The following is a 23,298-nucleotide window of genomic DNA, read 5'->3' as shown; positions in this document are numbered from 1 at the left end:
GCAACATGCTTAAATCAGAGCCATGACAACCATACTGATTGCCGATGATCACCCCCTGTTCCGTGCGGCCCTGATACAGGCCGTAGAGGCCAGCTTTGCCGGTGCCACCATCCATGAAGCCGACTCGCTCGCCACTCTGGAAGTGCTGGGCCAGCAAGCAATCCCCTTCGATGTCATTCTTCTGGATTTACACATGCCCGGCACCCACGGCTTTTCCGGCCTGGTGTACCTGCGTGAGCAATACCGCAAGGTGCCGGTGGTGGTAATTTCAGCCACCGAGGACGTGGACGTGATCCAGCGCGCCATTCACTTTGGTGCCGACGGCTTTATTCCCAAATCCGCTTCCGTGGACACCATGACTGATGCCATGCGCAAGATCATGGACGGCGAACGCTGGCTACCGGAAAAAGCCCGCCGAGCCATGCCCCCAACGCTGCCAGACCACTCCGCCATGAGCGAGCGAATCACCAGCCTGACCCCGCAGCAGTTTCGGGTCATGGGCATGCTCATGGAAGGCATGCAGAACAAGGTGATTGCCTACGAGCTGGACGTATCGGAAGCCACCGTGAAAGCCCATATGACCGCCATTTTTCGCAAGCTGGGTGTGCGCAATCGCACCCAGGCGGTACTGGCCCTCAAAGACCTGGCCATCGAGCCTCCCGGCCTGGACTAAGCGCTAAAGGTTGAGTCGCGGTAGGAGCGTCGCTGGCGGCGCGATTGAGGCCAGCTTCAAAAGCCTTTCACCACAGAGGTCACTGAGAAAGCCCCCCTTCTTTTCCTCCGTGAACCCTGTGTTCTCTGTGGCAAACCTGTCTTTTCATACCTGGGTTATCGCGCCGCCAGCGACGCTCCTACAACCACGGCGTAGATACCAGGGGCCGGAATTTTCCCATTCCATCAAGCGCTGCACGCAGCTTACAAAAGCCCTTCCAGCGTTCGTTGCAATATGGCTTCGGAAATCGGTTTTTGCAGGAAGCCTACCCCTTGCTCTTCTGCTCTGGCGCGGACTTCCGGGCGCCGGTCTGCGGTCATTAGCACCGCTGGGATGACGTCCTCCCAGCAATGATCCAGCGCTTCGATCACGTCAAACCCGTCTTCATGATCCAACTGGAAATCCACCAACAATACATCCGGCACCCAGCTTTGCGCTGCCTTCTCCTGTGCTTCCTTCAGGCCGCTGGCCGCGACCACCTCGCAACCCAGGGTTTGCAGGGCCGCCACCAGGCTCGCCAGCAGCGCGGAATCATTATCCACACAGAAAACACGTACGCCCTGGATATCCCGGCGCCCGAGCAACGGTTCATCCTGCAGCAATGGCGGCACATCCCCTGTCGACAGCGGCAGCGTTACGCTAAAAACGGTGCCTTTATCCGGCCAGGAACGGACGGTTAAAGCATGGCCCAGCAAACGACAAATCCGGTCGGCGATGGCCAGCCCCAACCCCAGACCTTTTACCTCACGATTATGCAGCTGAGGCAGACGATGAAACTCCCGGAAGATTTGTTCATGCTGATCACCGGGAATCCCCGGCCCGGTATCCCACACATCAATGCGCACGGCATTGTGCAGCCGGCGCGCACCGAACAGGATGCGCCCGGAATCCGTATACCGAACCGCATTGGACAACAGGTTCTGCAATACCCGTCGCAACAATACTTCATCGCTGTCCACCACCGCACTGCATGACACCGCTCGCAACGTCAGCCCTTGCGCGCTGGCCAGCGCAGCAAACTCCTGACCCAGCGGCGTCATCAATGACGACAAACGCAAGGGATGGATGTGCGTCGCCATGGTGCCGGTATCCAGTTTGCTGATTTCCAGCAACGCAGAAATAATCTGTTCCGCCGCTTGCAGGGAACTGTCGATATGCCCGAGTACCTGCACCTCATGGTCGAACTGGCCCTTTTCCTGGTTACGCAACTGCTGACGCAACGATGAAGCAAACAACTGCGCGGCATTCAAAGGCTGCATCAGGTCATGGCCAGCGGCCGCCAGGAAGCGGGTTTTCCCTTCATTGGCCTGTGCCAGTTTGGCATTCAGCTCCGACAGTTTGCGGGTGCGCTCCGATACCATCTGCTCCAGATTCTCATTGATCTGGCGCAGTGCTTTTTCATCGTGTTTGCGTTCGGTGATGTCCATATAGGTGCTGACAAAACCACCGCCCACCATGGGTGTACCGCGTACTTCCACTACGATGCCGTTGGGCAGCTCCCGTTCGAACTGATGGGCATACCCTTCGCGTAATAATTGCACCCGCCGCGTCACGTTTTCTTCCATATTTTCGCCGTCGTAATAACCCCGTTCAGCGTTATAGCGATACACATCGGCGATGGAGCGCCCTAACCGAATCAACCCGTCCGGATAATCAAACAGCTTTACGTAGGCCTGATTCCAGGCCACCACCTGCATATCCCGGTCCACCACGCAGATGCCCTGGCTAATGGTTTCAATGGTGGTGCGCAGCAGCTGATGGTTGAACTGGATCAGCTCGGAGGCTTCGTCCATCATCCGCACCACATCATCGTGGCGGCCATTCTGTTTACGCAGCAACGAGCTCATCACAATGCGTGCGGTGGAGGCCCCCATGGTGCCCGCCAGCAACCGTTCCACATATCGCACCAGATGCAGTGGCGCCGGCAATTCCAATTCTTCCGACACCCCACGCCGGCGCATGTAATCGAAGAACAAAGGTTCCGCCCGTGGATGCCCCAACCCGCGCTTGCAGACTTCCAGCAATTCGATGGTGGTAATGGAGGGGTGCCCCATACCTTCGCGCCACCAGTCCGTGGGCATATCCACAAACCGGGCCGCCTGGGCTTCATCCAGGGCATCATGGTTGGCTCGGCGGGAATAGTAGATAAACGCGGCCAGATTCACGGACACCGACCAGAACACACCATGGGTCAGAGGCTCCAGCCCTTCGATGCCGAACATGGCATGGGGGCGTAACAGGCCCAGGCCGAACAGCCCCTGGGTGTTGAGCACGGCCACCCACTCCACGGGCAGAATCACCGGCGCCAGCAGGCAGTAAAACCACACCACAAACCCCAGCGCCAGGCCGATAAACGCGCCCTGCTTATGACCATTGCGCCAGTACAGGGCACCAATCAGTGATGGCGCGAACTGGGCCACTGCGGCAAACGACAGCAGCCCGATACTGGCAAGGCCGTCGAACCGGTCGATCAGCGTATGGAAGGCAAACGCCAGCCCCAGCAGCACCAGAATGCTGGCCCGGCGCAGAAAGCGCAGTTGCGTGCTGAGATCCGACAGCTGATCCTTTTCATTGAGCCGCGACTGCAGCCACATGGGCAACAGCACTTCATTGGTCAGCATGATCGCCAACGCCATGGTGGAGACGATCACCATACCGGTGGCCGCTGCGATTCCGCCGATGAATGACAACATCAACATGCCGTGGCTGCCCTGGGCCATGGGCAACGACAACATGTAGGTATCTGCATGACCGATCAGGTAGGGCTGGGTAATCACGCCGGCAATCACAATCGGCAGAACAAAAATCGCAAACAGCGCCAGATACAACGGAAACAGCCAGCGCGTGGTGCGCAAATGGCGCAGGTCATTATTTTCTACCACGCCGGCATGGAACTGACGGGGCAGGCAGAGAATCGCCACCATGGAGAGCAATAATGAAGTGACGAAACTTTGCGAAAACAGGGTCGGCTCAAAGCTCTGCATGACATCGCTGCGCTCGCTCAGCTGCTGCCACATATCCACCGGGCCATCAAAAATGGCATACAGGCAATACAAGCCCAGCCCGACAAACGCCACAACCTTGATAAAGGATTCAAAGCTCACCGCCAGCATCAGACCGGATTGGTGTTCGGTGGTATCGATATGCCGGGTACCGAACAGCAAGGTAAAGATAGCCATCAGCGCAGCTACCACCAGCGCCGTATCCACCTGGCCCGGCGCAGATTCCTCCAGCACATAATCAAACGACAGGGTGACGGCTTTTAGCTGTAAGGCGATGTAGGGCAGCACCCCGACAATGGCCACCAGGGTGACCAGCACAGCAAGACGGCGGGATTTGCCGTAGCGGGCGGCCAGAAAATCGGCAATGGAGGTAATATGCTGCTGCTGGGCCACCGACACCATCTTGTAGATCAGTGAGCCGCCCAGCAATACGGTAATGATCGGCCCCAGATAAATCGGCAGATAGTTCCAGCCGTTCTGGGCGGCTTCACCAACGGCGCCGTAGAAAGTCCAGGAGGTGCAATAGACCCCCAACCCCAGGCTGTACACCCAGGCATTGTGAAAGGTCTTGCGGCCCTGTCGGGCAGCCCGATCGCCCCACCAGGCGATAACGAACAACACCAACACATAAGCCAGTGCCAACGCACCCAATTGCCACAGTGAAAACACCGCCTCTCCCCGTTGGTTAAAGAAAATCAGGAATCGCTTATCGTGCGTTTACCTGTTGCATGGAGCATGCTGCCTGTTGCGACTCTTGTTGAGCTTATAGCAGCGCCTGGGCAAAGCGTAGCACCACGGCCACCAGTAGCAGCGCAATGCCACCGCGTTGCAGTTTGAACTCCACCACACTGAGTGCCATGGCCCGGCGCCAGAACATCACCAGCCCCTGACCATCGCCGGTACGGCGCCAGTAGCGAAAATAGGCGTACAGAACCAGGCAGAGGCCCACTATCAGCGCTACTTTTTCTGCATAGAACATCAGCACTTCCTTCCTTTTTATCGGCCGTCGTTAATTTGAGGAGCCTCTGAAAAACTCCTTACGTGCTCAGCGTGGCCTGAAGCGTGCAGCTGTTGTGTCTTGTCTCGACGGACAGGGTGGTTCCCTTTCCTAGAGGCAAGGCGCAGCAGATGTGCGCTTCAGGCCGTGCCCTTCGGGTCTTTCAGGCTGGCCCGCACTCGTTGTTGCGCTTTTTTGATGGATGGACATACACCTTCAAAAGCGCGCCTAGATTGCGAACCAGCCTGAAAGACTGAGCACGCAAGGAGTTTTTCAGAGGCTCCTTAATATCGATTTCTGCAGTTGCAAGTACATCAGCGCACTGGTCACCGCATCTCCCCGGGCGGTGTGCCGTTCCATCACCGGCACCTGCAAGGCGCTGGCCATGGCATCAAAGCGCAGGTCGGGAGTCACGTCCGGCTGCCAGTAGCGCATTTTCTTTTGATACAGCGCAGATAACTCGATGATGTCATTGGGTAAATCAAACCCCATTAGCGGGCGCAAATACCGATTGATCATGGCCACATCAAAAGCCACACACCAGCCCACCAACGGGCGGTTACCCACCAGTGCCAGCAAGGCATCCAGCGCGTCGCGCACACTTTCACCGCCTTCCAGATCCACCGGCCGTAGCCGGTGAATGCGAATAGTGTCCTCCTTGAGGCTGTCCGGTGGCATCAGCTTCACATCCAGACCCTGGCTACTCAGTACCCGCCCATCTTTTATAACTACCGCCGCAATGGACACCAGTTCTGCGGTGCGACTGTCCAGGCCCGTGGTCTCACAATCAATGGCAACGACCTGATCCCCATCATAGGGAGCAAAGAGGTGCGCATAGGGGCCCTGCCCATGGCGGCACCGGTCACGGAACCGGCGCCATTTGGAACCGGGCCACTGCGGCAACATGCTTTTCCAGCGCCAGTCACGGTTCATGTTCAATATTCCAGATGGAAACGGCGCGACAAACGTTGCTTGAACTCGCTGACCAGATGCAACGCATCCCGCAGCAAATCCCTTTCCAGCGAAGATAGCTGCTGCACCACGATATGATTGTCCTCCACTGTTTCGTCTTCGCCCTGCAATTTGGCCAGCTGCCGGGACAGCCGCAGCTCACTGAACAATTCCATGGCCTCACCCAGGTCTTCAGCAAAGCCGGGCTCCATGGCACCGGCGGCCACCAGTTTATCCAGCCGCGCCAGGGTCGAGGTTTCCCGAATCCGGCACTGCAACGCCATGGCCCGCACGCCATGCACCAGCGGGAACAGGGCGCCTTTCTTGATATCGATGCCATGCTGGGGCTTCTTCAGCGAGCCGAACAAATTCAGCGGCGTGGCAAACTGCAGGACCGGGCGGGCAAAATGGGCCATCAGCAACTGATCATCACTGCATCGGGAAAACAGGGTATCGCGCACACTTTCCAGCAGCCCGGGATCACCGGCCACTGCGTGTGCATCGGTGAGGATTGTCAGGTTCAACAGGCCTTTTCCGCCCGGATCCCCGGCCCAGTTCTGCACGCGCTGCTGCCAACGCGACACCGGCCCGGTCCACTGCGGATTGGAGACCATTACGTTCCCCGGGCAAGGGGGGTAACCCAACGACAGCAGGGTGCGGGTAAAGCGCTGCATATCCTGATCACAGCCTGACCACTGCTGGTGCTCGCCCAGAATCAGGCCGTTATCCTGGTCCGTTTTCAGTATCTGCTCACCACGCCCTTCGCTGCCCATCACCATCAGGCAGGCCCGCTGCTGGTCGGCGGGCACCACCATTTCATAGGCCTTGCTCATCAAGCGGCCGTTGAGGGCGGCCAGCAAATCCATGGCGAACCGCATTTTTACCCCCTGGGCCATCAGCGTATCCACCAGATCGGGCAGGCGGGCGCTGGCCAGTTGCAACGTTTCCAGCGTATCCGCTTTCTCAATTTCCAGCCCCACCACATAGGAGCGACTGGAAAAGAAGCTGAGCACATCGGTGAGCTCCACCACCCCCACAGCAACGCCCCTTTCCATGACCACCACCCGCGCCACCTTGTGCCGAGTCATCCGGGTCAAGGCCGCGAACAGGTAATCGCCCGGACGGGCGGTAACCAGCTCCGTTTCCGCCACCTCAGCCAAACGGGTATCCGGCGATTGATTGCTCATCACCAGCGCGGTCAGCAGATCGGTCTTGGTGACAATGGCGTAATGCTGTTGATGCTGAATCAACACGCTGTCCACGCCGTGCTGTTTCAGCGCGGTCACGGCATCCCGTACGGTGGCCTGTTCCGGCATGATCAGGGGCTCACGCATACACGCATCCACCCGCGCCAGCATAAAACCCGCCAGGGTTACGCCCCCTTCCCGGCGTTCTGCCAGGCGCTGGTTTTTCTCCGCCAGCCGCTGGCTGAAATAACGGCCGAACTCCACTTCGCTTTCACACAGCTCGCGAAACAGTCCTGCCGGGATCAGGTAGCACAGTGTCTGCTGCTCGGCACGAAACCGGTAACGGCTTTGCCCATTCAATACACTAATCGCCCCGAATAAATCGCCGGCGGCATAAACCCCCACCTGGCGACGGCCATCCGGCGCGTTCACGTCCAGCTCTGCCACGCTGCCCTTGTGCACGAGAAAGACAGAATCGCTGGTACTGGCCGCGTCGAGAATAATGTCATCCGGTTCGTAATAGGCCAGATCGGTTCCTTCCTGCAAACGGCGGCGACCGGCTTCGCCAAGCTGGCTGAACGGATACTGATTCAGTTCCTGATCAATCATTCGGTTAACTCCGCCATTGCGTCTTTGCTGTCATTATTAAACGCAAAAACCGGTGCGGAGGAAGCCCCCGCACCGGTTCCTGTGTTACCCGTGCTCAGTGTGCAGACGCTTCACCGGCACCTCGCGGAATACGGATGTCTTCCACAATGTGCTGGATATGCTCAGGAGGCGGCGCCGTCACTCGCGATACCGCGAAGGCCACAGCAAAGTTGAGCATCATCCCAAAGGTGCCGATGCCTTCAGGCGACACGCCCAGCAACCAGTGTTCCGCATTGTTCAGCTCTGGCGAGACGAACTTGAAGAACACAATGTAGCTGAAGGTGAAGATCAGGCCGACCAGCATGCCGGCAATCGCCCCTTCCTTGTTCATGCGCTTGTAGAAGATGCCCATGAGGATCACCGGGAAGAAGCTGGCCGCGGCGAGACCGAAGGCAAAAGCCACCACCTGGGCCACAAAGCCGGGCGGGTTGATCCCGAAGTAACCGGCAATGACGATGGCCACAACGGCAGCCCCCCGGGCAGCCAACAACTCCTGTTTCTCATTGATACCCGGCATCAGGGTTTTCTTTAGCAGGTCATGGGAGATGGCACTGGATATCACCAGCAACAGCCCCGCGGCCGTGGACAGTGCTGCCGCCACCCCACCGGCCGCCACCAGCGCAATCACCCAGGCAGGCAGATTGCCGATTTCCGGGTTAGCCAACACGATGATGTCGCGGTCGATATACACTTCCGAGGAGTTATCCGTGGGGGCATTGGTCAGCACACGCTCCCCGTAGCTGCCTTTGGTTTCTTCACGGCTGCCGGCATAGGTCGGCTTGCCTTCGAAGGGGGCCCCGGCGCGCATCTGCACTGCACCATCACCGTTCTTGTCCACCCAGCCGATCAACCCGGAGTTTTCCCAGTTATAAAACCATTCCGGCAGTTCGGTGTATTGGGTTTCGTTCACGGTGTCGATCAGGTTGAGCCGTGCGAACGCGCCCACCGCCGGTGCAGAGGTGTACAGCAAGGCGATAAAGAACAACGCCCAGCCGGCACTGATACGGGCATCTTTCACCCGTGGCACCGTGAAGAAACGCACGATCACGTGGGGCAGGCCCGCGGTACCGCACATCAATGCCGCAGCAATAAAGAACACATCAATGGTGGACTTTGAGCCTTCTGTGTATTCGGTAAAGCCCAGATCGGTGACCACCTGATCCAGCTTGTGCAACAGATACACCCCACTGTCATTCCCGGCAGCATCCAGCACCGTGCCACCGAAACCGGTCTGCGGAAGGACGTGGCCGGTCATCATGATGGACAGGAAAACCGCCGGCACCAGGAAGGCAAAAATCAGCACACAGTACTGCGCGACCTGGGTATAGGTGATCCCTTTCATACCGCCCAGCACGGCGTAGAAGAACACGATGGCCATACCGATCACTACACCGGTATTCACATTCACTTCCAGGAAGCGGGCGAACACGATACCGGTACCGCGCATCTGGCCCGCCACATAGGTAAAGGACACGAAGATCACGCAGATCACCGCTACGGTTCTGGCCACGTTGGAGTAGTAACGGTCACCGATAAAGTCCGGCACGGTAAATTTACCGAACTTGCGCAGGTAAGGTGCCAGCAGCATGGCCAGCAGCACATACCCCCCGGTCCACCCCATCAGGTATACCGATGCATCGTAGCCGGAGTAGGCAATAATCCCGGCCATGGAAATAAATGACGCCGCTGACATCCAGTCAGCCGCGGTTGCTGCCCCATTGGCGATCGGGGAAACCCCGCCACCGGCCACGTAAAAATCTTTGGTCGACCCGGCCCGTGACCAGATCGCAATCCCGATGTAGAGCGCAAACGAACCGCCTACAAAGAGATAAGTGAGTGTCTGAATATCCATAGGATGTCTCTCTTTATCTGTTCAGCGGTTAGTCTTCGTGGACGTCAAATTTGCGGTCCAGCTTGTTCATGGAGTGCGCGTATTTAATGATCAGCACCAGGAACACGTAGATCGCTCCCTGTTGCGCAAACCAGAAGCCCAGCTTGAAACCAAAGAATTGGATTTGATTGAGTTCATCTACCAGCAATATGCCGCAGCCATAGGAGACAACGAACCAGATAGCCACGTAGGTAAAAATCAATCGCAGGTTAGCGGCCCAGTAGGCGCGGGCGTTTTCTTCTTTCATTACTCGTCCCTCTGCGTCATCAGGAAATCAGGCCACCCCCTTTTCAGGCAGACAAGGGATAGGCTCGATACCCAGACTAGCCAAAGGGCCATGGCAGCACAGTATGACTTTAGTCGAAGTCGGACAGGGCACAGCAGGCTCCCGGAGCGCATGGAAAAAGCGAGCCACCCGGAAAAAGGCATCCCCGGCCTGCGATATCGGCGGTTTTCCGTTAAACTCGCGGGTCTGTTCGTTGAGCCCCATGGCTCAGACAGGGAATTTTCGAGTCGATAAAAACAATCATGGATAGATAATGAAAATAGCGCGATGGCTGTTGGCCGCGTTTCTGCTTGTGATTCTCGGCGGCTCATTGCTGCTGACGCTTTCGCCCGACCTGACACGTTGGCCTGTGGCGCCCACGCAACCCGCTCCGGAAAAGGGCTCGGTCACGCTCACCTACCTGGGCACCAGCACCATCCTGATCAGCGACGGCCACACCCACCTGCTCACCGATGGGTACTTCTCCCGGGTTTCCATTCCGCGATTGTTGTTCACCCGGATAGCACCGAATACACAGCGCATTGAGCACGCCCTCGCACAGGCCGGCATTACCTCACTGGACGCCCAGCTGGTGCTGCACTCTCATTTCGATCACGCCATGGATGTGGCGGAAGTCGCAAAACGCACCGGCGCACAATTGCTGGGCTCCTCGTCTACGGCCATGGTGGGCAAGGGCGGTGGCCTGCCGGATTCCCGCATCACCACCATCGTCCCCCATCAGCCGTATTCGTTTGGGCAATTTACCGTGCACTTTGTCCCGGCCAGCCATGTGCCACTGCCCGCGCCCGTGGAAGCCATGACCGGCAAGGGTGACATCGCCGCACCGGTCACCCCACCCGCACGAGTGGGAGCCTGGGAGGAAGGACAAAGCTACGCCGTGGTCATTACCCATCCCGCCGGATCGCTGCTGATTCAGGGAAGTTCCGGAGCGGTCCCCGGGGCGCTGACGGGTTACCAGGCTGACTATGCCCTGCTGGCCAGCGCCAGCCTGGGCAAACAAACGGATCATTATCAGCAGATGTTCATGGAGGAAACCGCCAACGCGGTAGGTGCCCACACGGTGATACCGGTGCACTGGGATGATTTTTTCAGTGAACTGACCGCAGATGTGAAACCGCTCCCCTGGGGCCTGGACAACATGCATGCGTCTTTCCAGGCGTTGGCAGGCCGGCACAACGGCGACTTCCTGGTCCTGCCGCCCTTTCAGCCCTTTACGTTACAGGCACGAAGTCCGACAGTATCCGGGCAATAACCTCCGGCCGGGTTTCGCGTTTCAGCTGCTCCAGCAATTGCACCGCCTGGGGCCAGCGCCGGCGCAGGTAACTCAACCACTGTTTTATGCGCCCGGCCAATTGCGCATCAGTGCCGGTACCCGCCACGTCCACCCAGAACTGTTGCAGGATCGGCAAGATCGCATCCCAGCCAGGCTCCCCACCGTGCCGCAACACGGAGACCAGACGCGGGTTGGCCACCGCGCCGCGCCCGAGCATAAGATCATCACAACCGCTTTCCTGGCGAGCCCGAGCCGCATCGTCCGCAGTCCAGATCTCGCCATTGGCAATCACCGGAATCGACACCACCTCACGGATGTGGCCGATACGATCCCAGAATGCCGGAGGTTTATAGCCCTGGCGCTTGGTGCGCCCGTGTACCGTCAACCAGGCAGCTCCGGCCTCCACCACCGCCCGGGCGTTGTCCAGCGCCCGGGCATCGTCTTCATTACCCAGACGCATTTTCACGGACACGGGCACATTGGCCGGCACAGCGTCACGCACCGCCGCCGTCACCGCATGCACCACCTCTGGCTCATCAAGCAACACGGCACCGCCACGATGACGGTTCACGGTTTTCGCCGGGCAACCAAAATTCAAATCAATCGCTGGCGCCCCAAGCGCCACTGCACGCACCGCATTTTCCGCCATGCAGTCAGGTTCGGAGCCCAGTAACTGAAGATGCACAGGCGTGCCCGCCCGGGTGCGCGCGCCAAGTTTTAACTCGGGGCACCAGCGATAAAACACCCTGGGCGGCAACAGCAGCCCGCTGACACGGACAAACTCACTGACACACCAGTCGTAGTCGCCCACATCCGTTAATGCCTGGCGAACCCAAAAATCCGCCAGGCCTTCCATGGGGGCCAGAATCAATTTCATGGCGCGCATTCTAGGCTACTGCAGCGTTGCCGAATACGCGTAATTGCGGACGAAAGTGCATTCAACCTTCTTCCTTCTCCACCACGAACCACACCACAAAACATCCGGCTTTTCTTGCAATAACGGTGTTCATTTGCCACGGTAAATAACAATTTGCGCAAGAATGGACGCTACTCGGGGACACTGGCACGCCGGAAAAGCGGTAGCAGGCGCCCCTGGCAACGTGAGGGAACGCAATGAAAAAAGCATCATTCGCGAGCGCCATCGACACGGTATCACCATGTTTTTTCCTGCATGGTTAACGCCGCCAACGCCTTATCGGGAAGGCGCAAGAGGGTACACTGCCGAGAAAGTCTGCCACCTTTTCTCCGGGTTACCGAGTGTTCCATCTCCACGCATCCACCGTCTTTTGCGTGCGTTTTTCTTTCCCTTATTGCGTCGTGTGCGCTGCGCGACACGCTGCCGACACCCAAACGCGAATACGCAATATTTCGCCTTACACCACCCCACAACTCATAGGCCTGTCGCCTCCCCCGCGCCAGGCCGCACGTTTTTTTGCGATAAAAAATGAGGGAGAGAAACTGATGAAACAGCAACGTATTTTGCCATTATCGACAGCCCTGCTGGCTGGCTTTGCCGCCCTGCCTGCCCAGGCGGATCTGGAGGTTACCCCCTACGGTTCCCTGCGCATCCAGACAGAAGCCGTTTCTGTCGACCAGGCGCAACCCGGCGAAGACGATTCCTACACCGGGCTTCGAGATGCGTACTCCCGACTGGGTGTCACCGCCAAATATGATGACTTCGAGCATTTCAATATTACCGGCACGGTGGAATTCCCGATTAATTCCGCACGCCTGCAAGCGGAAGACCCGACCTTCTTCCAGGAAAGTTACAAAGGCAACAACAAGCCGCGGGTCGCCGACATTACCGTTGCCCACGACCGCTTTGGTAGCGTGCGCGTCGGTACCCAGTGGCTGGCGTACTACAACAGCGTGGCTTACCCGCTGGATTTCTTCAGCTCCTTCTATTCTGGCTACGCCACCCAGGCCACCTTTCGCCGCGATGCGCTCACCTACACCACCCCCAGCATGGGCGGCTTCACGGCCACCGTTTCTGGTGTCGACCTGACTGATCAACAGGGCACCAGCTATCTGGATACCATGCAGTACGCGCTGTCCTATGCGGTAACCGACTCGCTGGCCTTTGGTATCGGTTACCAGGACAGTGAGCAGGAATCCGCCAAGCATGCCGATCAGGCGGGGATCTCCGCAGCCTGGTCCCCGGGTAACTGGCGCTTCGCCGCCAAGGTGGAACAGCTGCTGACCAACGACGACACCGTGCAGGACGATGACCCGGTGACCTACAACCTGTTGGGTTCCTACAGCTGGAACAAGTACACCCTGCGCGCCATGGTCGCCCATGGTGAAGAAACCGATGAAGGCGATGCCTTCTTCCAGGGGGATTCTGCCCAGGTCGGGCTGGACTACCGTCACACCGAAAACCTGAAGTTCTTTGCGGAATACTTCTACGAAGAGCTGGGCTATGCCATCTACACCCCCAACTCCGAAAGCTTTAATCCGCTGGCGGGTTACCAGGTGGAAAGCGATGGTCAGGTCTTCACGGTGGGTATGCGGTTTGATTTTTAAGAGCCGCTGGCACGCATCACGCTGGACACAACAACGCGTTGTAGTGTGATGCGCACCGGAAACCAAACAGGCCGCGCTCAAAATCTGGGCGCGGCCTGTTTGTTCTTATCCGGAAAATATTCGCATGGCTCTACAACATGATGCGTGATGCGCGCAGCATGAGGGGTGCTCAATCAGAATCCCCCGCCGGTTGACGCAAGCGAAACGCCATAGCTTAGGAGATCAGAGGAAGAAGCAGCCTGCGAGCTCCGGCGGGCCTTTCAATATAATCAGCCGCAGCAACCGGGCGGAAGCCCCTGGTTAGAACCATTTGGAATCAATCCTCCCTGCCTCTTTTCCCTTCCCGCCTTACCCTTTTTATATCAATCACTTAGAATAGATCAAATCAGTTGAACGGTTGCCCTGACCCGGTTCCATCCCCCCTGCCGGCTCACAACCCGGAATTGATTCACCACAGCCGCTGCATTACTGTTGCCGCCAGCACAGCCCGCAGCAGGGGCAGACACAGCAAAGACGGGGTCCCGGTGACGGATCCGAGGAGACGCTCATGGCAAAAAACGCAGCCCCCGCGCTGGAAACCTCGCTGGACAGTCTGGAAGCCCTGGTGGGACGGATGGAATCCGGTGAGCTGACCCTGGAAGATTCCCTCAAAGCCTTTGAGGAAGGAGTGCGCCTGTCCCGGGAATGCCAACAGGCCCTGCAACAGGCTGAACAGAAGGTACGCATTCTGCTGGAGCAGAACGACCGCGCCGAGCCTGCCCCCTTCACCGGTGGTGACAATGAGCAATGATACAACCCGCAAGGCCGCGCCCGGCGATTTCGTCGCGCTGAACCAGCTGACCGAGACAGCCAAGGCCCGCCTGGAACAGGCCCTGGACCACTACCTGCCCGCCCAGAGTGCCGCTTCCCGACTCAGCCAGGCCATGCGCTATGCCGCGCTCAGCGGCGGCAAACGCATTCGCCCGCTACTGGTCTACGGCGCCGCCCAGCTGGCAGGCGCGAGCGCGGCCCAGGCCGATGTGCCTGCGGTGGCGGTGGAATTGATCCATGCCTATTCCCTGGTTCACGACGATCTGCCCGCCATGGACGACGACGACCTGCGCCGGGGCCAGGCCACCTGCCACAAGGCCTTCGACGAAGCCACCGCCATTCTGGCCGGCGACACCCTGCACACCCGCGCTTTCGAGCTGCTTGCCTGCCATGGTGATTACAGCAGCGACAGCCGCATTGTCCTGATTCAACACCTGTGCCAGGCAGCAGGCGTGGACGGCATGGCCGCCGGCCAGATGCAGGACATGCTCGCCCAGGGCCAGCAACAGACCGTGGCGGCACTGGAAGAAATGCATTATCTGAAAACCGGCCGCCTGATCACTGCCAGCCTGCAGCTGGGATACTTTGCAGCAGAAAACGACGATCCCGCCCTGCTCAGCAACCTGACCGACTTTGGCGATGCCATTGGCCTGGCATTCCAGATCCAGGACGACATCCTCGATATCACCGCCGCCACCGAACAGCTCGGCAAGCCTTCCGGCTCCGATGAAAAGCTGCAAAAGAGCACCTTTCCCTCCCTGCTCGGCCTGGAGCAAAGCCAGCAACGCGCCCGGCAACTGTGTGACCAGGCGCAACAAGCCCTGGCCGGCTATGGCCCACGCGCCCTGCCGCTGCAACAATTAGCGCAATACATCATTACCCGGAATCACTGATCCACCACTGACGACCACCCCTCCAGACAGTTATACTAGCGGTTCAGGCGGAAGGCGGTACGCCCTGATTACTCCGCTTTCCACTGACGACCACTGGCCATTATCTGGCCTGCACTCATCAGGCTGCATGACCCTATGCCCAAGACGTTTACTCAAATTCCGCTGACGCGACCCGATACCCCGCTGCTGGACACCCTGAGCAGCCCTGCGGACCTGCGGCAGCTGCCCGCCTCCCAGCTGGAGCGCGTGGTCGATGAATTACGTGAATATCTGCTCTACGCGGTAGGTCAGTGTGGCGGGCATTTCGGCGCAGGCCTCGGGGTGGTAGAGCTGACTGTCGCCCTGCATTACCTGTATCACACGCCGGACGACAAACTGGTCTGGGATGTGGGCCACCAGTGCTACCCCCACAAGATTCTTACCGGGCGCCGGGAATCGCTCACCAGCATCCGCCAGGCAGGCGGCCTGTCCGGCTTCCCCAAACGCAGCGAATCCGAATACGACACCTTCGGCGTGGGCCACTCGTCCACCTCCATCAGCGCCGCGCTGGGCATGGCGCTGGGCGCGGAAATGGCCGGCAGTGACCGCCGTGCCGTGGCCATTATTGGTGACGGTGCCATGACCGCTGGCCAGGCGTTCGAAGCCATGAGCCACGCAGCGCATACGCGCTCCAACCTGCTGGTCATTCTTAACGACAACAACATGTCGATTTCCCACAATGTGGGCGGACTTTCCAACTACTTCGCCCGCATCTGGGCCAGCAAGAGTTACATCGCCCTGCGTGAAGGCGGCAAGAAGGTGCTTTCCACCATGCCGGCGGCCTGGGATTTCATCCGCCGCACGGAAGAAAGCATGAAGAACATGGTCAGCCCGGACATGTTGTTCGAGGCCATCGGTTTCAACTATATCGGCCCCATTGACGGCCACAATGTAGACGAACTGGTCCGCACCCTGGGCAACCTGCGCGACCTGGAAGGGCCACAGCTGCTGCATATCTACACCACCAAGGGCAAAGGTTTTGCGCCGGCGGAAGCCGACCCGGTGGGCTACCACGCCATCAACAAGATCGAACCCAAGCCCAAGGTACAGGTGGCTGTTCCCAGCAAACCCAAGCTGCCCAAGTACCAGGATATCTTCGGCCAGTGGCTGTGCGACATGGCCGAGCAGGACCCGCGCCTGGTGGGCATCACGCCTGCCATGTGTGAAGGCTCCGGCATGGTGGAATTCAGCCGCCGCTTCCCGGATCGCTACCATGATGTGGCCATTTGTGAGCAACACGCGGTCACTCTGGCCGGCGGCCTGGCCTGTGAGAATCAAAAACCGGTGGTGGCCATTTATTCCACCTTCCTGCAGCGCGGCTATGATCAGCTGATCCACGATGTAGCGTTGCAGGAACTGGACGTGACCTTCGGTCTGGACCGGGCCGGCCTGGTGGGCGAAGACGGCGCCACCCATGGGGGCGTGTTCGATCTTGCCTACCTGCGCACCGTCCCGAACATGATCATCGCGGCCCCTTCAGATGAAAACGAATGCCGCCAGCTGCTCTATTCAGCCTACCTGCACGAAGGGCCGGCAGCCGTGCGCTACCCGCGGGGCACCGGCACCGGTGCCACCATCGAAGAAACCATGACCGCACTGCCCATCGGCCAGGCCCGTACCCTGCGCAACGGCCAGCAAGTTGCCATCCTGGCCTTTGGGGCACTGGTACCGGCCGCGCTTGAAGCGGCCAACGCACTCAATGCCACCGTGCTGGACATGCGCTGGGTGAAACCCCTGGACCGGGACGCCATTCTCAAGGCCACCGCCGGGCACGCACTGCTGGTCACCGCAGAAGACCATCAGCAAATGGGGGGTGCCGGCTCCGCCGTGAATGAACTGTTGCACGCGGAAGGTGTGGTGGCGGATGTGCTCAACCTGGCGCTGCCGGATCACTTCATTCATCACGGCAAGCGGGACGTGTTACTGGCCGAAGGTGGGCTGGATGCTGACGGCATTGAACGCCAGATCCGCGAGCGCCTGAGCCGCCAGCAGACCCTGCGCGAAGCCCGGGAGCGCTAGCAAATCTCTAGGCACAACCCAAAGGGGAGCGGTCATCGCTCCCCTTCGTCGTTTTTGGACTCCTTGACCAACCGCACCGGCGGCGGCGCCTCATACATCCGCCAGTCGTCCCGGCCCCCTTGTTTGGCCAGATACAAGGCGCGATCCGCCGCTTCCAGCAAATCCCCCGCGCTGTGGCGGTCACCGGGGATCATCATCGCGGCCCCAACACTGACGGTCACCTCCTGCATCTCCGGATTGTCCGCATGGGGAATGGCCAGTGAACGCACCGACCGACAGAGCCGGGAGGCTAGCTGCTGCGCTTCCACCTCATCGGTTTCCGGGTACAACAACACGAATTCCTCCCCGCCAAAGCGCGCCACCAGGTCCCCTCCGCGGCGGCTGTAGCGGCGAAACTCCGCCGCCAACTTCTGCAGGCAGAGATCCCCTTGCAGGTGCCCGTAATGGTCGTTGTAGGCCTTGAACCGGTCCACATCCACCAACATCACGGTCAGTGGCTGCCGGCTGCGTTTACAGCGGCGCCACTCCCTGTCGAAGGCCTCATCAAAAAAACGCCGGTTGGCCAGGCCCGTGAGACTGTCTTCCCGGCTCAACCGGTGCAGGCGCTCTGCCAGTGCCTGGGTACGACGCTGCTGGCGCAGTAGCTGGCGTTGGTTGAAAAAAAGCAGTCGGTCGCGTACTTCCGTGGAATAACACAAGAACATGCCCAGCAAGCTGATCCCGGTATAAGTACGGTGCAGCACCTGCCAGTCCAGCCCCTGACCCAGCTTTTCCGCGATCAGCGCGCCCACCAACCCGCCGCCCCAACCGGCCAGCGACGCCACGGTAAAGCGCAGGCCAACCATGGCGTAGACAATAACGAGGGCATAAATCACCGAGACATGGGCCAGCTGGACGGAACCGCTGTCGCGTATAAAACCGGGAATAGCCACGGATACCGCCACAGCAAGGAAGCTGCCGAGGCCGGCATAGAGAGGGAAATAACGGTCCAGTGCCCGCACCTGGGCAAGCAGACCGGCCACCAGCACGATGATCCCCACCCAGATATAGGTGGACAACCACCAGCCACGGACCTGCTCCGGCGCCAGCGCGTAAATGCCGGTGATCAACAGCATGTAGAGCAGCAGGATATAGAAGGCATTAACCCGGAAGCTTTCCACCGCTTCCTGGCACTGATACTCCCGGTATTCGCCTTCAAGGCGTCGCGGGAAGCGCAACCAGCGCACCCCGGGCACCACCACCCGTCGTGAACGCGGGTCCGTATCTGACATTGCAAATCCTTTGCGAATGAATCTTCCTGCAGGTTAAAAGTTAACCTTCAGAAGCGCCATCCCTTTGGCGCCAGCGGTAGTGACAAAACGATATCAGGTAAAGATGGCAGGAAATTGCCAGAGCAGTAATTGCACCACGGCCGCGGCATAGACCCCTGCCAGCAAGTCATCGACCATGATCCCCAGACCTCCGGCCACCCGTCGATCCAGCCAGCCGATCGGCCAGGGCTTGATGATATCGAACACCCGGAACGCCACAAAGCCGGCCAGCGCCCCCCAGGGAGTGATCGGCACAGCAATCATGGTAATCAGCAGGCCGGCGATCTCGTCCCAGACAATCCCCGGGTGGTCGTGCACGTGCATATCGTCAGAGGTCTTGCCGCACAGATAGGGCCCCACGGCGATCACCGCAGCGGTCACCGCCAGATACCCCCACAAAGGCAGCTGGGCACACAGCCACCAGATCGGCATGGCCGCCACCGTGCCAAAGGTGCCCGGCGCGATCGGTGCCAGCCCGGAGCCGAAGCCGAAGGCCAGGAAATGCACCGGGTTACGCATACTGGGGCGTTGAAATTCCATGTTATTCCTCGCGGGCTCTGTCTCGGCAATTGCTTTGAATTTTGTATGGTTTAGCGTGTGGCCATGCTGCCTGTTGCTTGCATGCGGCTCTTGTCAAAAGTGCTGCCAGCCGGCCACCGTCAGGGCGCCCACCGCCCCGTTTCTCTGACGCAAACGAATACCCGGCTGGGCGTCCACCTGCCCCAGGCAATAGCACCCTCGGGGAACCGGTTGCGCCGCCGGCAGGGTAAACAATAGCAGATAGTCATCGCCGCCCTGCAGCTGCAAGGCCCGCTGCTTATCAGCACTGCAACCGGCCAGCACGGGAGGATCCTCTGGCAGGGCCGCTTCATCAAGGCACGCTCCCAGCCCCCCCGATGCCTGCAGGATATGGCTCAGATCCGCCAGCACCCCATCGGAAATATCAATACAGGCGCTGGCCTGGCCGCGCAACGCCATGCCCAGCTCCCACTGCGGACGAGGGCGCCGGAAATGGCCGATGGCAGGTCCATGACGCTGGCCGGCCTGCCACTGCTCCAACCCCAGCAGCCCTGCCCCGGTGATGCCTCCCAGGCAAATCTGATCCCCCGCCCGGGCCCTGTCGCGCCGCAACGCCAGCCCCGGCGGCACGGAGCCGGTGGCCTGAATGGAGACCGCCAACGGGCCACGGGTAATATCGCCGCCTACCAGGCTGATTCCCGCCTGATCCGCCAGTTCAAACATTCCCCGGGAAAACTCGGCCAGCCAGTCTTCATCCACCTCCGGCAGGGTCAGCGAAAGCAGGAACCAGAGCGGATTTGCGCCCATGGCGGCCAGGTCTGAGAGATTCACCGCCAGACAGCGGTACCCCACATCCGCCGGCGCCATATCTGCTGGAAAGTGACGGTCAACCAGGCTGGTATCCTGGGTCATCACCAGCTGTTGCCCGGCAGGGGGTACCAGCAAGGCACCATCATCCCCGGGGCCCAACACCACGGTGTCGCCCTGACGATGATGAAAATAACGCCGGATCAGGGAAAATTCGTCCAGAGGAGCCGCCTCTTGCGGAGGCGATTGGGAGAAATCGGCGGGATCAGTCATGACAGAAGCATAACGCGGCTTGCCGGCAGAACGCACGGCAAGCCAGCGCCATCAGTGGAGATCAGTCACGGGGGCGACGTTCCGAGGCTTCCGCGTAACGCAACTGGCGCGCCAGCTTGTCGAGCACCCCGTTGACGTATTTGAAGGAATCTTCCGCGCCAAACACCTTGGCCAGCTCGATGCCTTCGTTGATCACTACCCGGTAGGGGACATCCTGACGTTCTTTCAGCTCGAAAGCGCCCAGTCGCAGAATCGCTTTTTCCACCTGGGACAGCTCCTCCACCCGCCGATCCAGGTACGGGGTAAGCAGCTCATCCAGGGTTTTCACCTGCCCCAGCACCCCATGCAGCAGATCATGAAAATACTCACGGTCCACCTTGGCGAAATCCTGGTTCGCCAGGAACTGGGCTTCGATGTCGCTCACTGCCGCACCGGCCAGCTGCCATTGGTACAGGGCCTGAAGAGTGAAACGCCGCGCCTTGCGACGGGCACTGGGGCTGGTTTGGCTCATAGTGTTCTCTACAAAATAAAGGCTGCCCTTTCCCCGTCTTTCCCCATACGGGGAGAAAACAACCTCCAGAAAACTCAGGAGGCGCCCCTTCTCTCGATGGTGAAAGAAGGGCTGGGGAGAAGGGCCGTATCCGGCGTCAGGCGTGCTGCTGCAAGCCTGTTCTTACAAGGCTTTAAACAGCGATACCATTTCCAGTGCGCACAGGGCGGCTTCCGCCCCCTTGTTGCCGGCCTTGGTGCCGGAGCGTTCGATGGCTTGCTCGATGGTGTCCACGGTCAGCACGCCGAACGCCACCGGGGTACCAGTGCTGTTCTGAACCGAGGCAATACCTTTGGCCGCTTCACCGGCGACGAATTCGAAATGGGCGGTACCGCCACGGATTACCGCGCCCAATGCGATCACGGCATCGTAGCTGCGCTTCTCGATGACCTTTTTCACGGCCACCGGCATTTCCCAGGCACCGGGTACGCGGATGATTTCGATATCGTCACGGCTCACTCCGTGACGCACCAGCGCATCCACGGCACCGTCCAGCAAGGCTTCCACCACAAAGCTGTTAAAGCGCGCCACCACAATACCGTAACGGCCGCCCACGTTGCTCAGAGTACCTTCGAGAGTCTTGATGTTTTGCATGCGTCTTGTCCTGATCGCTGGTTGCGCCTGGCAAGGCAGGAGCGTCCAGTGGTTTCGATTTGCTGCCTGACGCCGGACGCCTAGAGCCCAACGCTGAAATCGGAAGCGTCAGGCCTAAGGCGTCGGGCATCCGGCGTCCTTAACTATCCGCGTCCACGTACTCGGTGATTTCCAGGTCGAAACCACTCAACGCGTTGAATTTCATGGGGGAGCTGAGCAAGCGCATTTTGCGCACGCCCAGCGCCTTCAGAATCTGGGAGCCGGTGCCAATATTGCGGTACGCACGGGACTCGCCCTTGGGCTTGCCTGCAGTGCCGCCGAAGAAGGCATCCAGGCGCTCGACGATATCGTTGGAGGCATAATCCTGACCCAGGATAATTACCACCCCGGCATCCGACTGGGAGACGGTTTCCAGCACCCGATGCATGTTCCAGCCGGTGCGGCCATTCATCTTGGCGCTCATCAGATCACGCAACGGGTCCACCTGGTGCACCCGTACCGTCACCTCTTCGTCTTCACTGATCTCGCCTTTCACCAGCGCCACGTGGGTCAGCCCGTCCACGGTGTCGCGGAACGCCACCAGGCGAAAATCGCCGTACCAGGTATCCAGCTCGTGGTCAGACACCTGCTCGATGGTCTGTTCGTTCAGGGCGCGATACTGGATCAGGTCGGCGATGGTGCCGATCTTCAAGTCGTGCTCTGCAGCAAACACTTCCAGGTCTTCCCGGCGTGCCATGGAGCCATCTTCATTCATGACTTCACAGATCACCCCGGACGGCTCACAACCGGCCAGCGCCGCCAGATCGCAGGACGCTTCGGTGTGACCGGCACGGCGCAGCACGCCACCCGGCTCGGCCATCAGCGGAAAAATATGCCCCGGCTGAACAATGTCATAGGCGCGGGCATTGCGGGCCACGGCGGCCTGCACGGTGCGCGCACGGTCGGCGGCAGAAATCCCGGTGGTCACTCCTTCACGGGCTTCGATGGACACCGTGAACTTGGTGCCAAAGCCGCTGCCATTGCTCTGCACCATCAACGGCAGATCCAGCAACTCACAGCGCTCGCGGGACATGGGCATGCAGATCAGGCCACGGCCGTACTTGGCCATGAAGTTGATGGCTTCTGCAGTCACGTGCTCTGCCGCCATCACCAGGTCGCCTTCGTTCTCCCTGTCCTCATCGTCCATCAGGATAACCATCTTTCCCTGACGGATATCTTCGATCAGTTCTTCAATACTGTTGAGTTGCATAAAACCGCCTTCAGGCTGGCACGCAACACGCGACACGCCTGCATGATGCGTGTCTGCGTAATGCCTGCAGCGTTATTTCAAAAACCCGTTTTCCGCCAGGAACGCCATGGAAATCCCCTCGGAAGTGGGCTCGGCGGCCTTCTCTCCCAGGAGCAGGCGTTCCAGATAGCGGGCTATGATATCAACTTCCAGGTTCACTGGCGTCCCCACCTGCCATTGGCCGATGGTGGTTACCTCCTGGGTGTGCGGGATAATGTTCAGGGAAAACACCGCCCCGACCACACTGTTCACCGTCAGGCTGATGCCATCGACGGTGATTGAGCCCTTGTGGGCAATGTACTTGGCCAGCTCCGCCGGTGCCTCGATATCGATACGCACCGAACGGGCATCCTGCTTCATCTCGACAATCTTGCCCAGGCCATCCACATGACCGCTGACCAGGTGGCCACCCAGGCGGGAGGACGGTGTCAGGGCTTTTTCCAGGTTTACCGTGCTGCCCACGCTGATTTGCGCCAGCGAGGTCAGCGACAGGGTTTCCCCGGACACATCCGCCTCAAAGGCGCTACCAGGCAACGCGGTGGCGGTAAGACATACGCCGTTCACCGCAATGGAGTCGCCCAGCTGCACATCGGAAAAGTCCAGCCCGTCGCTCTTGATCAGCAAGGTCACATCGCCGCCTTTCGGGGTCATGGCAGCCACCTTGCCCATGGATTCGATAATGCCGGTAAACATGAAAACCTCTTGAATTCGGGCGTTAGCCGCGGC

20 protein-coding genes are annotated in these 23,298 nt (G+C 59.5%); 6 read left to right on the top strand and 14 right to left on the bottom strand.

The window, feature by feature from the left end; genetic code table 11:
• Window positions 1-22: 22 nt before the first annotated feature.
• Complete coding sequence (locus tag F1529_RS04120) at window positions 23-673, top strand: response regulator transcription factor (RefSeq protein WP_155132329.1); 651 nt, start codon at window positions 23-25, stop codon at window positions 671-673.
• Window positions 674-915: 242 nt separating this feature from the next.
• Here the strand turns inward: F1529_RS04120 and F1529_RS04115 are convergent, their stop codons facing one another.
• From F1529_RS04115 to F1529_RS04090, 6 genes are all read right to left on the bottom strand, one after another.
• Entirely contained in the window at window positions 916-4,383 is a 3,468-nt protein-coding gene (locus tag F1529_RS04115) for a PAS-domain containing protein (RefSeq protein WP_370456949.1), read from the bottom strand.
• A 94-nt stretch (window positions 4,384-4,477) separates the two neighbouring features.
• Entirely contained in the window at window positions 4,478-4,693 is a 216-nt protein-coding gene (locus F1529_RS04110) for a hypothetical protein (RefSeq protein WP_155132325.1), read from the bottom strand.
• Window positions 4,694-4,984: 291 nt separating this feature from the next.
• Window positions 4,985-5,644 carry a 3'-5' exonuclease gene (locus F1529_RS04105; RefSeq protein WP_155132323.1) on the bottom strand — a complete coding sequence of 220 codons (660 nt, stop codon included), beginning with the start codon at window positions 5,642-5,644 and terminating at the stop codon, window positions 4,985-4,987.
• A 2-nt stretch (window positions 5,645-5,646) separates the two neighbouring features.
• A complete protein-coding gene (locus F1529_RS04100; RefSeq protein WP_155132321.1) occupies window positions 5,647-7,458 on the bottom strand; it encodes a DUF294 nucleotidyltransferase-like domain-containing protein in 1,812 nt (603 codons plus the stop codon).
• 94 nt (window positions 7,459-7,552) lie between these two features.
• The gene (locus F1529_RS04095; RefSeq protein ID WP_007148907.1) at window positions 7,553-9,349 is read right to left on the bottom strand and encodes a sodium:solute symporter family protein; all 1,797 of its coding nucleotides are present in this window, start codon (window positions 9,347-9,349) and stop codon (window positions 7,553-7,555) included.
• A 28-nt stretch (window positions 9,350-9,377) separates the two neighbouring features.
• Window positions 9,378-9,635 carry a DUF4212 domain-containing protein gene (locus F1529_RS04090; protein WP_007150358.1) on the bottom strand — a complete coding sequence of 86 codons (258 nt, stop codon included), beginning with the start codon at window positions 9,633-9,635 and terminating at the stop codon, window positions 9,378-9,380.
• 292 nt (window positions 9,636-9,927) lie between these two features.
• Here F1529_RS04090 and F1529_RS04085 point away from each other — a divergent pair, with 292 nt between their 5' ends.
• Window positions 9,928-10,926, top strand: coding sequence for an MBL fold metallo-hydrolase (locus tag F1529_RS04085; protein WP_155132319.1), 999 nt, complete (start codon window positions 9,928-9,930; stop codon window positions 10,924-10,926).
• Here the strand turns inward: F1529_RS04085 and F1529_RS04080 are convergent.
• The gene (locus F1529_RS04080; RefSeq protein ID WP_230457702.1) at window positions 10,886-11,833 is read right to left on the bottom strand and encodes a tRNA-dihydrouridine synthase; all 948 of its coding nucleotides are present in this window, start codon (window positions 11,831-11,833) and stop codon (window positions 10,886-10,888) included. The genes F1529_RS04085 and F1529_RS04080 overlap by 41 nt on opposite strands.
• Window positions 11,834-12,408: 575 nt before the next feature.
• On the opposite strand from F1529_RS04080, the gene F1529_RS04075 reads away from it, so the two are divergent.
• The 4 genes from F1529_RS04075 to dxs all read left to right on the top strand — a co-directional run bounded on the left by F1529_RS04075 (window position 12,409) and on the right by dxs (window position 17,231).
• Window positions 12,409-13,470 carry a porin gene (locus tag F1529_RS04075; RefSeq protein ID WP_155132315.1) on the top strand — a complete coding sequence of 354 codons (1,062 nt, stop codon included), beginning with the start codon at window positions 12,409-12,411 and terminating at the stop codon, window positions 13,468-13,470.
• 547 nt (window positions 13,471-14,017) lie between these two features.
• On the top strand, window positions 14,018-14,260 hold the full coding sequence (locus F1529_RS04070) for an exodeoxyribonuclease VII small subunit (RefSeq protein ID WP_155132313.1): 243 nt from the start codon (window positions 14,018-14,020) through the stop codon (window positions 14,258-14,260).
• Complete coding sequence (locus tag F1529_RS04065; RefSeq protein ID WP_155132311.1) at window positions 14,250-15,173, top strand: polyprenyl synthetase family protein; 924 nt, start codon at window positions 14,250-14,252, stop codon at window positions 15,171-15,173. The genes F1529_RS04070 and F1529_RS04065 overlap by 11 nt, the downstream gene beginning before the upstream one ends.
• 135 nt (window positions 15,174-15,308) lie before the next feature.
• Window positions 15,309-17,231 carry a 1-deoxy-D-xylulose-5-phosphate synthase gene (gene dxs / locus F1529_RS04060; RefSeq protein ID WP_155132309.1) on the top strand — a complete coding sequence of 641 codons (1,923 nt, stop codon included), beginning with the start codon at window positions 15,309-15,311 and terminating at the stop codon, window positions 17,229-17,231.
• A 32-nt stretch (window positions 17,232-17,263) separates the two neighbouring features.
• Here dxs and F1529_RS04055 read toward each other — a convergent pair whose 3' ends face one another.
• From F1529_RS04055 to F1529_RS04025, 7 genes are all read right to left on the bottom strand, one after another.
• A complete protein-coding gene (locus tag F1529_RS04055; protein ID WP_155132306.1) occupies window positions 17,264-18,502 on the bottom strand; it encodes a diguanylate cyclase in 1,239 nt (412 codons plus the stop codon).
• A 93-nt stretch (window positions 18,503-18,595) separates the two neighbouring features.
• On the bottom strand, window positions 18,596-19,081 hold the full coding sequence (locus F1529_RS04050) for a phosphatidylglycerophosphatase A (RefSeq protein ID WP_007148510.1): 486 nt from the start codon (window positions 19,079-19,081) through the stop codon (window positions 18,596-18,598).
• Between the two features lie 93 nt (window positions 19,082-19,174).
• Entirely contained in the window at window positions 19,175-20,140 is a 966-nt protein-coding gene (gene thiL, locus F1529_RS04045; RefSeq protein ID WP_155132304.1) for a thiamine-phosphate kinase, read from the bottom strand.
• Between the two features lie 61 nt (window positions 20,141-20,201).
• Complete coding sequence (gene nusB / locus F1529_RS04040) at window positions 20,202-20,651, bottom strand: transcription antitermination factor NusB (protein WP_007148791.1); 450 nt, start codon at window positions 20,649-20,651, stop codon at window positions 20,202-20,204.
• 162 nt (window positions 20,652-20,813) lie between these two features.
• Window positions 20,814-21,284, bottom strand: coding sequence for a 6,7-dimethyl-8-ribityllumazine synthase (ribE, locus tag F1529_RS04035; RefSeq protein WP_007150362.1), 471 nt, complete (start codon window positions 21,282-21,284; stop codon window positions 20,814-20,816).
• Window positions 21,285-21,423: 139 nt separating this feature from the next.
• On the bottom strand, window positions 21,424-22,533 hold the full coding sequence (ribBA, locus tag F1529_RS04030; RefSeq protein WP_155132302.1) for a bifunctional 3,4-dihydroxy-2-butanone-4-phosphate synthase/GTP cyclohydrolase II: 1,110 nt from the start codon (window positions 22,531-22,533) through the stop codon (window positions 21,424-21,426).
• Window positions 22,534-22,605: 72 nt separating this feature from the next.
• Window positions 22,606-23,265, bottom strand: a complete 660-nt coding sequence (locus F1529_RS04025; protein ID WP_007150097.1) for a riboflavin synthase — start codon at window positions 23,263-23,265, stop codon at window positions 22,606-22,608.
• Window positions 23,266-23,298 lie beyond the last annotated feature (33 nt).

This window comes from Alcanivorax sp. VBW004 (assembly GCF_009718865.1).
Taxonomy (GTDB): domain Bacteria; phylum Pseudomonadota; class Gammaproteobacteria; order Pseudomonadales; family Alcanivoracaceae; genus Alcanivorax.
Note: the sequence above shows the minus strand (reverse complement) of the source record. Positions and strands in the feature narration are given on the sequence as shown.